This is a genomic window from Nitrospira sp., from assembly GCA_030653545.1.
In the GTDB taxonomy this organism is placed as follows: Bacteria; Nitrospirota; Nitrospiria; order Nitrospirales; family Nitrospiraceae; genus Nitrospira_D.
Genome location: JAURZE010000016.1, coordinates 24,638 through 38,309, shown reverse-complemented (window position 1 = coordinate 38,309; position 13,672 = coordinate 24,638). Strand labels below are relative to the sequence as shown.

Genomic DNA, 13,672 nt, shown 5'->3' with positions numbered 1-13,672 from the left:
GTGCCAAAACGAGATCAAATCCTTGTCGGCCTGGATATCGGAACCACCAAGATCTGCGCGATCGTCGCGGAGATCACGGATGGCGGAATGCTGAACATCATCGGTGTCGGGGCCAGTCCCTCCCGCGGCTTACGCAAAGGGGTGGTGGTCGATATCGAGAGTACGGTGGAGTCGATCAAGAAGGCGGTCGAAGAGGCCGAACTCATGGCGGCGGTCCAGATCAACTCGGTCTACACCGGCATCGCCGGCAGCCATATTTCAGCGGAGAACTGCAAAGGCGTCGTGGCGCTGAAGAAGGCCGAAGTGACGCGTGAGGATATTCATCGAGCGATCGAAAGCGCCCGGACGTTGGCGGTGATTCCGCACGAACGGCGCATTCTGCATGTCTTGCCGCGCGAGTACATGGTCGACGGACAGGAAGGCGTCCGCGAGCCGCTCGGGCTCTCCGGAAACCGGCTCGAGGTCAATGTGCACGTGATTACCGGTGCGGTGACCTCCGCGCAAAACATCATCAAGAGTGTCAATCGCGCCGGGCTTGATGTGGTGGACATCATTCTGCAGCCGTTGGCTTCCAGCGAAGCGGTATTGAGTCAGGAAGAGCGCGATCTGGGTGTGGCCATGGTGGATCTCGGTGGCGGGACCACCGATCTGGCCATTTTCCTCGACGGCAGTATCCGGCATTCGGCGGTGCTCCCGATCGGCGGACAGAATTTGACGAAGGATCTGGCGATCGGCCTGCTGACGTCTCAAACCGAGGCCGAGAAAATCAAGATGCGGTATGGCATTGCCCGGACGGACCTGGTGACTGGGCACGAGACGGTCGAAGTACCGTCGGTAGGCGATCGTCCGGCCCGGACCTTCTCCCGTCGGGATATTGCCGAGATTCTCGAACCGCGCGTGGAAGAAATGTTTGAGCTGGTCCGGCGCGAGATCGCACGGGCCGGGTACGAAGGCATCTTGGGTGCCGGGGTCGTCTTGACCGGCGGCACGTCGTTGCTCGAAGGGATGCCGGATGCGGCGGAAAAGGTGTTGAATTTGCCGGCGCGTCGCGGGACGCCGTCGGGCGTCGGTGGACTCAGAGATATTGTGAGCAACCCCGGTCATGCGACCGGCGTCGGACTCTTGTTGCATGCGAGAAAGCACGCGGATGAATTGGAAACGGCGGGGCTCCGGAACGGAGGACCCTGGGCGAAGATGTTTGGATGGACGAAACGGGTGTTGGAGGTGTTCTAACTTTCGCGCGCGGCATGGTGCCGCTCGGCGATCACAGGTGAGGAGGTGCCGCAATGTTCTCATTTCAGGAAGATGCACTGTTACCGGTCAGGATCAAGGTCGTCGGAGTCGGCGGGGCTGGGTGCAACGCGGTGAATACGATGATCGGGTCGGGGCTCGCCCGGGTCGATTTCATCGCCGCGAATACCGATCTGCAAGCGCTCGACCGGTCGCTCGCCCCGTACAAGATTCAATTGGGTCCCGAACGGACTCGCGGGCTCGGGGCCGGCGCCCGCCCGGAAATCGGGAAGGATGCGGCACTCGAGAGCAAAGATCATATCCGGGAATGTCTCGAAGGTGCGGATATGGTGTTTGTTACCGCTGGGATGGGCGGCGGCACCGGCACCGGTGCAGCCCCGATCGTGGCCAGCATTGCACGGGAGCAAGGCATTCTCACCGTGGGCGTGGTGACCAAGCCCTTTCAATATGAAGGACAGCGTCGCCACAAACATGCGGAAGAAGGGATTCGGGATCTTCGCCGCCATGTGGACACGCTCCTTGTGATTCCGAATCAGCGCCTGCTGGGGATTGTCGACAAGTCGACGCCCTTGCTCGAAGCCTTCAAAGTCGCCGACGATGTGTTGCGCCAGGCGATCCAAGGCATCGCCGATGTGATCACGACCACCGGTCATGTGAACGTCGACTTTGCCGATGTGCGGACGATCATGTCGCATACAGGCCGCGCCGTCATGGGCATGGGTATCGCGCGGGGAACCAATCGTGCGATCGAAGCCGCACAACGGGCGATCTGCAGCCCGCTGCTCGAAGAAGGCAGTGTGCAGGGGGCACGTGGCGTCCTCCTGAACATCACGGGTGGTCCGAATATGACGCTGCATGAAATTGAAGAGGCGGCTTCCATCATTCAGCAAACGGCCGACTCAGATGCCAATATCATTGTCGGCCAAGTGATCAATCCCGACATGGGCGATGATCTGGTGGTGACGGTGATCGCGACGGGCTTTGAATGTGAAGAGGAGATGGCCTCGATGACGGCGAGCGTCGAACAGACGTCGGCCCGCGCCGCGAAGCCGGTGCAGCCTGTCTTGGCCGGTGTGGGCGTGAGCGCTGCGATGGGAATGACCGACCGGCCGATGAAGGATCTGGATCGGCCCACGTTCCTTCGCCAACGGAACGATGCCCGTGAGGCCATCGACCGGGCGTTGGTGGCGGAAGATGAATGGGATGTCCCCACGTTTCTCCGGAAGCAGGTGAATTAAGACGAGAGTCACTCTCGGCCGCGAGGGGATGAGACGCATGGGACGAGCATCGGTGATTACGGTGCCGGCATTTGCTTCTGCGAGAAGCGGTGTCCGGCACTTCTTTGGCACAAGGGCGCATGCCGAACATCTGCGGTTGGGGACCGGGGCCCCGATACGTGCGCCCGGTGTACCGGCGCCTTGGATTTTATCGGTGAAGCAGGTGCATGGGACAGACGCGCTCGTCGTCGATCGGCCGCTGACCGATGCCGACCGGTTTGACGGCGGGTGGGATGCCCTGGTGACGGATCAGCCCGGGACAATGGTGGCGGTGCGCACCGCTGACTGCGTCCCTGTGCTGGTGCACGATGCGCGTCGGCGGGTGGTGGCCGCGATCCACGCCGGATGGCGCGGGGCCGTCGCGGGGATTGTGCCTAAGACCTTGATGCTTATGCAGACGCGATTCGGAGCAGAGCTCGGCCAGCTGCATGTCAGTATCGGCCCCTCTGCCGGTGTCTGCTGCTATGAGGTGGACGAACCGGTGCTGAACGAGGTTCGGGAGCGATTTGTTTGGTGGGAAACGGTTTTGCGTGATCATCGTGCGGGCAAAGCGCGCCTCGACTTAAAGGCGTTGATCAGGCGGCAAGTGCAGGATTGCGGGATTGGCGGCGGACAGGTCACGAGCGTGAACGTGTGTACGATTTGTCATGAAGATCTCTTTTTCTCGTATCGCCGCGAGGGCAAGGTAATCGGAACCATGGTGAGCGCGATTGGCTTGTCGGCCACGCAGTAAGCGGTGCGCGCGAGAACCCCTGCCAATTCCCGAGCGCTTCCGTTAGAATGTCGCCAGCAGCAATGACTTTTCGAGTCCAGGACTTTTGCCGGCGTAGCAATGTATGGAGCGGGTTGCCGATGATTCCCTCGCCCGACGCGTGCAGCAGATTCTGGACCGTATACGGAACGCTGCGGAACGGGCTGGCAGATCACCGGACACCGTCCGGCTGGTGGCGGCGACCAAGACGGTTCCGGCGGAGCGGATCAGAGAGGGACTTGGTGCCGGGCTCGCCCTCTTGGGGGAGAATCGGATGCAGGAGGCGCTTGCAAAGGTTGCGCTCCTCCGGGACCTGTCACCCCGCTGGCATTTTATCGGCCAGTTGCAACGGCGGAAGGTGCGCGACGCGATCGGCATCTTTGAGCTGATTCATTCGGTCGATTCCATGGAATTGGCCCAAGAGATCAATCGGCGAGCCGGCGCCGCCGGCGTAAAGCAGGCGGTGCTTTTGGAAGTGAACATAGCCGGCGAAGCGAGCAAGGCCGGATTTTTGCCGCCGGTGCTGATGCAGGACGTGAGTCTTCTCGGCGACTTGCCGCATCTCAGGATTCAAGGGCTGATGACGATACCGCCTCCGACGGAACGGCCGGAAGCGGCGCGGCCCTATTTCCGAGATCTTCGCGAGCTCGGGGCGCGCATCGCCGCAAAGCATAGTTCGTCTATGACGATGCAGGATTTTTCCATGGGCATGTCGCATGACTTTGAGATCGCGATCGAAGAGGGGGCGACGATGGTGCGCGTAGGCACGGCGATTTTTGGAGCGCGCCATGTCTAAGACTCGCATTCATGAAAAGATCGCCTTTATCGGCGGTGGCCAGATGGCCGAAGCGCTGATTGCCGGGCTCGTCGCGACCCATTGCTGCGAGCCGGATCAGATCTGGGCCACCGATCCTGTCGCGGAACGCTGTGATACGCTGAAGCGCCTGCATGGTGTTCGTGTGGGTGGTTCGAATCGTGAGGCCGCGGCGTGGGCGGGAATGATTGTGCTGGCCGTCAAGCCGCAGATTCTCGACGGGGTCATGAGTGACATTGCCGGAGAGCTGAAGCGGGCGCTCACGATCTCAGTAGCCGCCGGGATTCCGATCCAGGCGATCACGAAAGCCGGCGGGACAGGAACCAGAGTGGTGCGAGCCATGCCGAACACTCCTGCCATGGTGCAGGAAGGGATGACGGCTCTAGCCCTCGGACCTGGCGTCTCTGAGTCGGACGCCGGAACGGCGCGCGCACTATTTGAATCGGTCGGGAAAGTTGTGACGGTTGAAGAGCGGTTGATGGATGCCGTCACGGGACTCAGCGGCAGCGGCCCGGCCTACGTTTTTCTGGCCATCGAAGCGATGGCGGATGGGGGCGTGAAGATGGGATTGCCCCGTGCGACGGCGGAGGTGCTGGCTGCGCAAACCGTTCTAGGTGCGGCAAAGATGGTGATTGAGACCGGGGAGCATCCTGCTCGACTCAAGGACAAGGTGGCGTCTCCTGGCGGAACGACGATTGCAGGCCTGCATCGTCTGGAAGTGGGCGGGATGCGCGCGACGCTGATCGATGCCATCGAGGCGGCGACGAAACGATCTCAGGAGCTCGGACGCTGATGTTTGTGTTTCGGAATGTGCTGTTGGGGACCGCCACGGTGCTGGATTATGTGCTGTGGCTGTATATGTGGATCATCATCGCTCGGGCCTTGATCTCCTGGGTCAACCCCGATCCATGGAATCCGATTGTCCAATTTCTTGATCGTGCCACTGAACCGGTGCTCGCGCCCATTCGCCGCTGGATGGGAGGGCGCATGGGCATTGACCTCTCGCCAATTATCGCCATTCTGATTTTGACGTTTCTGCAGTTTGCTGTGGTGCAGTCATTAAAAGATCTGGCGTTGCGGATGAACTGACTCAACGAACGGGGGCATTTATGAAGATCACACCACTCGACATTCAACAGATGGTGTTCCGCACGAAGCTCCGTGGCTATGATCGTGAGGAGGTCAACCGGTTTCTCGAGGAGCTGGCGCAAACCGTGGAATCGTTGAATCGCGACAATGCGATGCTGCGGGAGCGGTTGGCCATGACGGAACAGCAAGTGTCAGAATTGAAACGAACCGAGACGACACTGTCGAACACCCTTGTGGCGGCGCAATCGCTGGCCGATGACGTCAAGCGCAGCGCCAACCGCGATGCGGAGTTGATCGTCAAGGAAGCGGAGCTGAAGGCCGGCGAAGTCATTCGTCAGGCGCGGGTGGAGCTGGGCGAGACGCAGCGGGATCTCTCCCAATTGCAGAAACAGCGGCTGCTTATGGTCGAGCGGATGCGGGCCACGCTCCATACGTTTGAGCGCATGTTGGATGTCGAGTCGGCCGAGGCCTATCAGGATAGTGGTGTCGTTCCTGAAGAGAAGATGGAAGGGGAGTCGAGTCCGACTCGTTCCTGATCTCTTCGGCTGCGTGGTGGCGTTGAATCGTTTCTGCTTCCGGTCGCCTGTTCAGCTACGGTGATGACGTAATCACTGCGGGTTCATCATCTTCGTGAGTCAATCGTCCACCATGTCGAATGTTCCTCTCATTCAGGCGGCACTTGAGCAGGCCGTCACGGACGGAGTGTTTCCCGGAGCCGTGCTGGCTGTGCGCTATGGCGGCGGCCAGGCCGATATGTTTGCCGCTGGGCTCGTGTCGACTCTTGGCGCCGCTCGATCCGTTCAGCCGGCGACGGTCTATGATTTAGCCTCGCTCACGAAGCCGTTGTCCACGGTAACGGGTTTGGTGATGCTCATCCAAGCCGGACGATGTGAGCTGCATGATCGGGTTGAATCGATACTCCCGGAACTGGCTGGCAGTCCGATCGGCACGGCGTCGCTCTGGCATCTGTTGACGCATAGTTCGGGGCTTCCTGGTTGGCGAGGGTATTACGAGCGACTGAGTCCGACGGCCTCCATCCCCGCGACAGAAGAACAGCGCGGTCTCTCGCGTCTCGGGCTTATGAAGCTGATCCGAGACGAAGCCCTGATCTATGAGCGAGGGGCGCGAAGCCTCTACAGTGATCTGGGATTTATGCTTCTGGGAATGGTCGTGGAGCGGTGCAGCGGCGCTCCGCTTCAGGAATTCTTTCGTGACCGGATTGCTTCCCTGGCAGGAACCTCGCAGCTGGGGTTTGTGCCAGCAGAATGGGCAGATGACTTTCTTCAATGCGCCCGTCGACGTGGGAGTGAGGTTGCGCCCACTGAATACGATATCTGGAGGGGGCGACTATTGTGCGGCGAAGTTCACGATGAAAATGCGGCGTCTCTTGGCGGTGTTGCCGGGCATGCGGGTCTCTTCGGAACGGCGGAGGCAGTGTTGGCTGTGGCAGGGGCTTGGCTTGAGGCCTTTCATCGGCGGTCGTCCGTTCTTGATGCGCTGCTTGTCAAAGAGTTTACCGGTCGACGGACGGCTGTGGCGGGGACGAGTTGGGCGTTGGGGTGGGATACTCCGTCGTTTCCGTCGTCGGCGGGGAGACTTCTGTCCGAGGTTTCTTTTGGCCACTTAGGATATACGGGGACGTCGGTGTGGATTGATCCGCGTCATGAGCTGGAGATCGTCTTGTTGTCCAATCGGGTGCACCCGACTAGGAAGAATGAGCGGATTAAAGCGTTTCGACCGCTGATCCACGAGCTGGTCTATCGGGAATATGTAAGGTGTGATTAGGCGGGGTCGGAATAGTCGATCCACGTTTCTTTTTCAGCAAGGTAGCGGGTGCCTCTGAAGTTGGCTCTCGTGCGCATGCGTACAAACCCCATTCCCTGAAGCTTCTCAACCACCTCGCGCACGGCGGCCCCGATCGTTGAGTGTGACCCGCCTTGGACGATGAGGGCTTCGTACATGATTTTCCCTGAATACCCGGCGCCGGTTCGACTCACCAGAAGGGCGCGACTAAAATAGCGATCGCTTGGATCCACGCCTTCCAGCTGATGTTTCTCAACCAGTCCTTCTTTCTTCATCATCAAGGGCAACGCGCTCATCAATTCCTCCACAGATTCCGTATTGAGACAGCGAGGGCAGATTATAGGCGGCTGGCTGCGCCACTGCAACCGCGTTGACAACCCCAAAATCCCCTCACTAAGATGGCGACCGGTAGTCCATCAGACGGAGGTTCTGCGCGGCCGCATGAACATACCTAATAGTCTGACGATCTTACGGATCCTCCTGATCCCCGTGTTCGTGGGGTTCATGACCTATCGGCAGTATGGGTATGCGCTGGCGGCGTTACTCTGCGCCGGTCTCACCGACGCATTGGATGGACTGGTCGCGCGCTTGACCAATCAGCAGACCAAGTTGGGGGAAATTCTCGATCCATTAGCTGACAAGCTCCTGCTTACGTCGGCCTTTCTCACGCTCTCCATCCTGCACCTCGTGCCATCATGGGTTGTGATCCTGGTGGTGAGCAGGGATCTCATCTTGATGTTGGGGACAGTCGTCGCCCATGTGACGAATATTGCCATCGACATCACGCCGACGATCTTGGGAAAAGGTACGACCTTGTGCCAGCTGACCTATGTCGTGCTGGTGATTGCCATGATCTGGCGGGGAATGAAGATCGGTGCGTTGTTCCCGTTATTACTGGTCATGGTGGCGTTTACCTTAGGCTCCGGGCTGCACTACTTGTATCGAGGGTATCGACGAACCCACTTGAACGGTTCTGTCGGCTGACGCACTGATGCGGGCCATCCAACTCGCTCCCATCGCTCTCAGGCCGCATAGATAATGCATTTGTTTTGACAGGTTTTTGCCCCCCCAGTAGACTCACCACGTAGATACACGTTTGTTCCCTAACCGGCTCAGGGAGCCACAACAGGATTACACGCCTATGGCTACGTTTGCATACGTTGGACGAAGCAAGTCTGGTGCGGTCAAGAAGGGCGAGCTTGTGGCCAAGAGCCGCGATGAGGCTGTCGACCAGCTCCGGAAGCAAAGCGTGGTGGTGACCAGCCTTGAGGAGAAGGGGTCGAAAGAAGGGTTCAAGCTGAGCTTCGGCAACGGAATGACGGAAAAGGATCTCGTCGTTTTCACCCGACAGTTTGGAACAATGATCAACGCGGGTTTGCCCTTGATCCAATGCTTGGAGATTCTCTCAACACAGTCGGAAAATGCGGCGCTTCGAAAAGCCGTTGGTGAAATCAAGGGGTCAGTTGAAGGCGGCTCGACCTTTTCCGATGCGTTGCGTCGGCATCCGAAAATCTTCGACGATCTCTACTGCAACATGGTGAATGCCGGGGAAGTCGGTGGATTGCTGGATGCCATTCTCGCGCGTCTTTCCAAGCACATCGAAAAGGCGATGAAGCTGAAATCCCAGATTAAGAGCGCCATGGTTTACCCGGCGGCTATTTGCGGTATTGCTGCGATTGTCATCACGGTGCTGATGATCTGGGTCATTCCGGTTTTTGAGAAAATGTTCAAGGAAATGTCGAATGGGAAAATGGCGCTGCCGGGACCCACGCAGCTGGTCATCGATATGAGTAACTTTGCGCAAGGGAATTGGTACATTATTCTTGGTGCGATCGTCGTCGGCGTGATCGCATTCAAAAAGTACTACGCGACTCCTCAGGGCAGGTTAATGGTCGATAAGATTGTTCTGAGGTTGCCGGTGTTCGGCGACCTGATTCGAAAAGCGTCGGTCGCCAAGTTTACGCGGACACTGGGCACGCTGATTACGAGCGGAGTGCCCCTGCTGGAGGCCTTATCGATTTGTGCCAAGACGGCCGGGAATAAAGTCATCGAAAACGTGCTGATGGATGCACGCGTCAGCATCAGCGGAGGAAAGACGATTTCCGAGCCGCTCGCCAAGAGCGAGGCGTTCCCCAAGATGGTGACCCACATGATTGCCGTCGGCGAGTCCACCGGTGCGCTCGACAATATGCTCGGGAAAATCGCCGATTTTTATGAGGACGAAGTCGATGCGGCGGTGACGAATCTGACGGCGTTACTCGAGCCGATGATGATGGTGTTTCTCGGCGTCACGGTCGGATTCATCGTCATCGCGATGTACCTGCCGATCTTCACGATGGCCTCGGCGATTGGGTAAAGGTGCTTTCGAACGGAGCGTGTGACCTAGGTGATTCAGCAGACGTCGGTACGCTATTTCGCCGACGTCTGCCGATCTGCCCATGTTGGTATGCCGGCTTCTCGTCAGTGCATAATCCATGTGGAACGATTTCCCATCCCCTTTCTTAAGGCTTCTCTGAGCGGTTTTCTCTCCTAGGGCCGGAGTCTCTGTGGTCGAAATCAAAGCAAGAATCCAATGGCTAATCGGCCTGAGAGTCCTCGCTGTGACTCTTCTGCTCGGGCTTTCTCTCACGTTTCAAGTCACGAGAGGGGAGCAGGTCGAGACGTTCTATAGCCTGATCGTGTTCACCTACGCGATCACCATTGGGTATGCCCTCGCTCTACGTTTTGTGACCACCGCTGAGGGGTTGGTCCAACTAGCCTGGGTACAAATCGGCATCGACTTCCTGCTCGAAACAGTCTTGATCGCAAGAACCGGCGGGATCGAGAGCCCATTTCTGGTGCTGTATGTGATCTCGGTTACGTTGGCGAGCCTGGTGCCTCGCCGGAAGGTCGGTCTCCTGACTGCCAGCCTGTGCGTCATCCTCTTCGGCCTCCTGACCAATCTTCAATTATATGGGCTCACTGAAGCCTGGGGTTGGTTACCCAGGACACGTCTGAGTGCGCCGGAAACGCTTCAGACTTTCGGAGTGCATAGTTTGGCATTGCTGGTGGTGGGGTTCTTGAGCGGCCTCCTGACAGAACAGCTTCAACGTGCGGATCATTCGCTCAAGGAAAAAGAGCAGGGACTCAGCCGACTTCAGGCCTTTCATGAAAACATTATTCACAGTATCAGTAGCGGCGTATTTACTGCTGATGAGGAGGGGCGAATCACCTCCTTTAACCCTGCCGCACAGGAAGCCACCGGACATAATCTCGCGCAAGTCCAAGGACGCTCCTGGCGAGACGTGTTTAACTGGCATCCGGATCGATCTCTGGATGTGCAGGACGAAGGGGCTGGACATATGCGGTTCGAAGTGGAGTGTACGCGCGCGGACGGGAATCGCTTAGTGCTGGGGATGACGCTGTCGCCACTTCAGGAACATGGGAAGACGACAGGGATGGTCGGCGTTTTCAAAGACTTGACGCAGATTCGGGATCTTGAAGAGGAGATGCGCCGGAAAGATTGGCTTGCCAGTCTGGGTGAAATGTCGGCCGGGATGGCCCACGAGATCCGCAACCCGCTCGGCGCGTTGGCTGGGGCGATGCAAATGTTGCGGAAGGACCTTCATGCGGATGAGACAAGCCAGCGGCTGATGGACATCGCGATTCGGGAGGCGACAAGACTCGATACAATCATCACAGAGTTTCTCCAGTATGCCCGGCCGCCGGCTTTGAATCTGGCCGAGCATGATTTGAACAAACTCCTTGCCGAGACCCTTGATCTGGTACAACATGAAGCTCGGACGAGAGCGAATATTCGGATTGAGGCCAAGCCGTCTCGTGAGGCGTTGGCCGGGCAGGTGGATCAGGATCAGTTGAAACAGGTGTTCTGGAATCTTGCCACGAATGCGTTCGATGCCATGCCGAAGGGCGGACAATTGACGATCTCAACCGGCTGTAGGTCTATCGATGTTGCCGGGCGTAAAGGGGAGGTTATCGAGATTTCTTTTCATGATACCGGCGAAGGGATCTCGAAGAAAAATCTCGACAACATCTTTCTTCCGTTCTTTACGACCAAAAAACAGGGGTCAGGATTGGGGCTTGCGGCGGTTCATCGGATTGTCGATTTGCATGGGGGGTGGATCAAAGTTGAGAGCAAAGAGCATGAGGGGTCTCGATTTGTGGTGTGCTTGCCCCGCTCGGGCGATGTCGGCGTGAGACTCTGGCATGAAGGTAGGGAGCCATGGAAAAGATCTTAGTCGTCGATGATGAACAGAGTTTGCGGGAAGTGTTGAGCATCATGCTCAAGCGGGCGGGGTATGCCGTCACGGCGGTATCAGATGGCGAAGAGGCGATTGAACAGGTACAGAAAGAAATTTTCGATCTCGTGATTACCGACCTGCGGATGCCCAAAGTGGATGGAATGGAAGTGCTCCGGGCCGTCAAGTCCGCCTCGCCAGAAACTGTCGTCTTGATCATTACGGCCTTTGCCACAGCGGACTCGGCCGTTGAGGCGATGAAACAGGGCGCGTACGACTATCTCACGAAGCCGTTCCAGGTTGACGAAGTGCAATTGATCATCCGGAATGCTCTGGAGAAGCGGCGGTTGACGACAGAGAACATCTTGTTGAAGCGCGAGATGGCGAGTCAATCGTCCTTTGCCCAGTTGGTGGGACAGAGTGAGGCGATGCAGAAGGTGTTTGATGTGGTGAAGAAAGTCGCCGACTCAAAGAGCAATGTGTTGATTTGCGGAGAAAGTGGAACCGGCAAAGAGCTTGTCGCTCGGGCGATCCACTACAATAGTGCGCGGAGCCCCTTGCCGTTTGTGGCCGTGAATTGCAGTGCGGTACCCGAAACGCTCTTGGAGAGCGAGTTGTTCGGGCACATGAAGGGCTCGTTCACGGGTGCCATTTCCAACAAAGCCGGGCTGTTCGAAGTCGCGAACGGAGGCACGATATTCTTGGATGAGATCGGGGACACGACGCCGACGATCCAGGTGAAGTTATTGCGGGTGATTCAGGAACGCGAATTTCGTCGAGTTGGCGGGACGCAGGATATTAAGGTCGATGTGCGCATCGTGGCTGCGACAAATAAAGATCTTGAGAAGGCTGTGGCGGATGGTTCCTTCCGTGAAGATCTGTACTATCGTTTGGATGTCATTCCAATCCGCCTCCCACCGCTTCGATTGCGCTCCGGTGATATTCCGTTGCTCGTCACACATTTCCTTGCGCGGTTTTCCAAGGAAAGCGGGAAGCCGATGCCGACGATCAGCTCTGAGGCGATGCAAGTACTGTTAGGGCATGAGTGGCGTGGCAATGTGCGAGAGCTGGAAAACTTGATTGAGCGAGTGGTCGCATTCTCAACCGGGGGCACAGTGACGGACGCTGACATGCGTGGATGGCTTCACCGGACAGTATCGCCCCAACAACAGGGCGGGGTCCCCACCGAACTGCCGGAAGATGGGTTAGACCTTGAGGGAATGATCAATGGCCTTGAGAAAGACCTCCTGCTGAAGGCGTTGGAGCGGACCCAGTGGGTAAAAAAGAAAGCGGCCAGATTGCTCCGGCTCAACACCCGATCATTCCGCTACCGGCTCGAGAAGTATGCTATAAAGGGAGGCCGTGACTAGACCGCACGAAGATTCGCCCAATCCCCCTCGATCCGCCGTTACCGTATTCGCTCCAGCCAAGGTTAATCTGATTCTGCGGGTGCTTGATCGTCGTCCTGACGGGTTTCACAATGTGTGGAGCCTCATGCAGACGGTTGGACTCGAAGACGCCGTCACTATTCGCTTGGCTCCGCAGCACACGGAGATCCGGTTACAGTGCGACAGTCATTCGCTTAGTGTCGATCAGACCAATCTCGTCTATCGTGCTGCGGCAGCGGTGCTCGTGCAATTGCAGCGAAAGATCGGTCTCGATATCCAGCTGGCAAAGCGCATTCCAATGGGCGCTGGCCTTGGTGGCGGGAGCAGCGATGCGGCGGCAACCATTCTTGGAATCGATCGACTTTTGAACGTCGGCTGGTCAGCAGCCCGGATGGCGGAAATCGGTCAAGAGCTTGGAAGCGATGTCCCGTTCTTCTTTCATGCGCCGACTGCAGTCGTTGTTGGTCGAGGCGAGCAGGTCAGGGCGATTCACGTGGCCGATGCCCGTTGGGCCGTGCTTGTAAATCCTGGCTTCCCCGTGGAAACGAAATGGGCCTATCAGCAACTGTCTGCAACGCGGCAGGGGGTGGCCCCGCTTTCCGATCGATGCACCCAGCTTGCGTCAGAGAGCCGGATTGCATGGGAGGATGTGATCAGCCTGGCTTTAAACGATTTCGAAGGCCCGGTGTTCGCGACGCATCCTGTTCTTCAGCAGATCAAGCGGGAATTGTTGAGCCGGGGTGCACAGCTGGCCTTGTTGTCCGGCAGCGGTGCGACGGTGTTCGGGATATTCCAGGACGAGGCCGGCGCTCGCCGGGCGGCTGCGTACTTTCACGGGCGGCCGGAACTGAAGACATTTGTGGCGCAGACCAGTTCAGGAAAACTGCGAGTTGAGTGCGCTCCTTCTGATTTGCCAGCAATCGGTTGACAAATCCGAGGCCTTTCCGATACAGTCCGCCACTTGGTTGGCTTCTTCCGCAGCGAGCCGTGAGCAAGGTAGCAGAGCCTCTGCACTCTGCCGACGTCAGCCGGTAAGTCAATTCACCCAAGTATTTTCAAGA

The 13,672-nt window shown here is 58.0% G+C and carries 14 protein-coding genes; 13 read left to right on the top strand and 1 reads right to left on the bottom strand.

Features of this window, described 5'->3' with window-relative positions:
* The 8 genes from ftsA (at position 1) to Q7U39_06255 (ending at position 6,967) form a co-directional block, all read left to right on the top strand.
* Entirely contained in the window at positions 1-1,233 is a 1,233-nt protein-coding gene (gene ftsA, locus Q7U39_06290; protein MDO9117546.1) for a cell division protein FtsA, read from the top strand.
* Between the two features lie 53 nt (positions 1,234-1,286).
* Positions 1,287-2,489: a cell division protein FtsZ gene (ftsZ, locus tag Q7U39_06285; GenBank protein MDO9117545.1), complete on the top strand. Its 1,203-nt coding sequence runs from the start codon at positions 1,287-1,289 to the stop codon at positions 2,487-2,489.
* A 37-nt stretch (positions 2,490-2,526) separates the two neighbouring features.
* The gene (gene pgeF / locus Q7U39_06280) at positions 2,527-3,261 is read left to right on the top strand and encodes a peptidoglycan editing factor PgeF (GenBank protein MDO9117544.1); all 735 of its coding nucleotides are present in this window, start codon (positions 2,527-2,529) and stop codon (positions 3,259-3,261) included.
* Positions 3,262-3,364: 103 nt separating this feature from the next.
* Positions 3,365-4,075 (top strand): YggS family pyridoxal phosphate-dependent enzyme, encoded by a 711-nt coding sequence (locus tag Q7U39_06275; protein ID MDO9117543.1) that lies wholly within the window; start codon positions 3,365-3,367, stop codon positions 4,073-4,075.
* Positions 4,068-4,886: a pyrroline-5-carboxylate reductase gene (gene proC / locus Q7U39_06270; protein ID MDO9117542.1), complete on the top strand. Its 819-nt coding sequence runs from the start codon at positions 4,068-4,070 to the stop codon at positions 4,884-4,886. The genes Q7U39_06275 and proC overlap by 8 nt, the downstream gene beginning before the upstream one ends.
* A complete protein-coding gene (locus Q7U39_06265) occupies positions 4,886-5,182 on the top strand; it encodes a YggT family protein (GenBank protein MDO9117541.1) in 297 nt (98 codons plus the stop codon). Before proC ends, Q7U39_06265 begins: the two co-directional genes overlap by 1 nt.
* Positions 5,183-5,202: 20 nt before the next feature.
* Positions 5,203-5,718, top strand: a complete 516-nt coding sequence (locus Q7U39_06260) for a DivIVA domain-containing protein (protein MDO9117540.1) — start codon at positions 5,203-5,205, stop codon at positions 5,716-5,718.
* Between the two features lie 112 nt (positions 5,719-5,830).
* Positions 5,831-6,967, top strand: coding sequence for a serine hydrolase domain-containing protein (locus Q7U39_06255; protein MDO9117539.1), 1,137 nt, complete (start codon positions 5,831-5,833; stop codon positions 6,965-6,967).
* Here Q7U39_06255 and Q7U39_06250 read toward each other — a convergent pair.
* Positions 6,964-7,281, bottom strand: coding sequence for a hypothetical protein (locus Q7U39_06250; GenBank protein MDO9117538.1), 318 nt, complete (start codon positions 7,279-7,281; stop codon positions 6,964-6,966). The genes Q7U39_06255 and Q7U39_06250 overlap by 4 nt on opposite strands.
* 145 nt (positions 7,282-7,426) lie before the next feature.
* Here Q7U39_06250 and Q7U39_06245 point away from each other — a divergent pair, with 145 nt between their 5' ends.
* The 5 genes from Q7U39_06245 (at position 7,427) to ispE (ending at position 13,539) form a co-directional block, all read left to right on the top strand.
* Positions 7,427-7,969 (top strand): CDP-alcohol phosphatidyltransferase family protein, encoded by a 543-nt coding sequence (locus Q7U39_06245; GenBank protein MDO9117537.1) that lies wholly within the window; start codon positions 7,427-7,429, stop codon positions 7,967-7,969.
* A 157-nt stretch (positions 7,970-8,126) separates the two neighbouring features.
* Positions 8,127-9,341, top strand: a complete 1,215-nt coding sequence (locus Q7U39_06240; GenBank protein ID MDO9117536.1) for a type II secretion system F family protein — start codon at positions 8,127-8,129, stop codon at positions 9,339-9,341.
* A gap of 244 nt (positions 9,342-9,585) precedes the next feature.
* Positions 9,586-11,223 (top strand): ATP-binding protein, encoded by a 1,638-nt coding sequence (locus Q7U39_06235; GenBank protein ID MDO9117535.1) that lies wholly within the window; start codon positions 9,586-9,588, stop codon positions 11,221-11,223.
* The gene (locus Q7U39_06230; protein ID MDO9117534.1) at positions 11,208-12,593 is read left to right on the top strand and encodes a sigma-54 dependent transcriptional regulator; all 1,386 of its coding nucleotides are present in this window, start codon (positions 11,208-11,210) and stop codon (positions 12,591-12,593) included. The genes Q7U39_06235 and Q7U39_06230 overlap by 16 nt, the downstream gene beginning before the upstream one ends.
* On the top strand, positions 12,586-13,539 hold the full coding sequence (gene ispE, locus Q7U39_06225) for a 4-(cytidine 5'-diphospho)-2-C-methyl-D-erythritol kinase (GenBank protein ID MDO9117533.1): 954 nt from the start codon (positions 12,586-12,588) through the stop codon (positions 13,537-13,539). The genes Q7U39_06230 and ispE overlap by 8 nt, the downstream gene beginning before the upstream one ends.
* Positions 13,540-13,672: the final 133 nt, after the last annotated feature.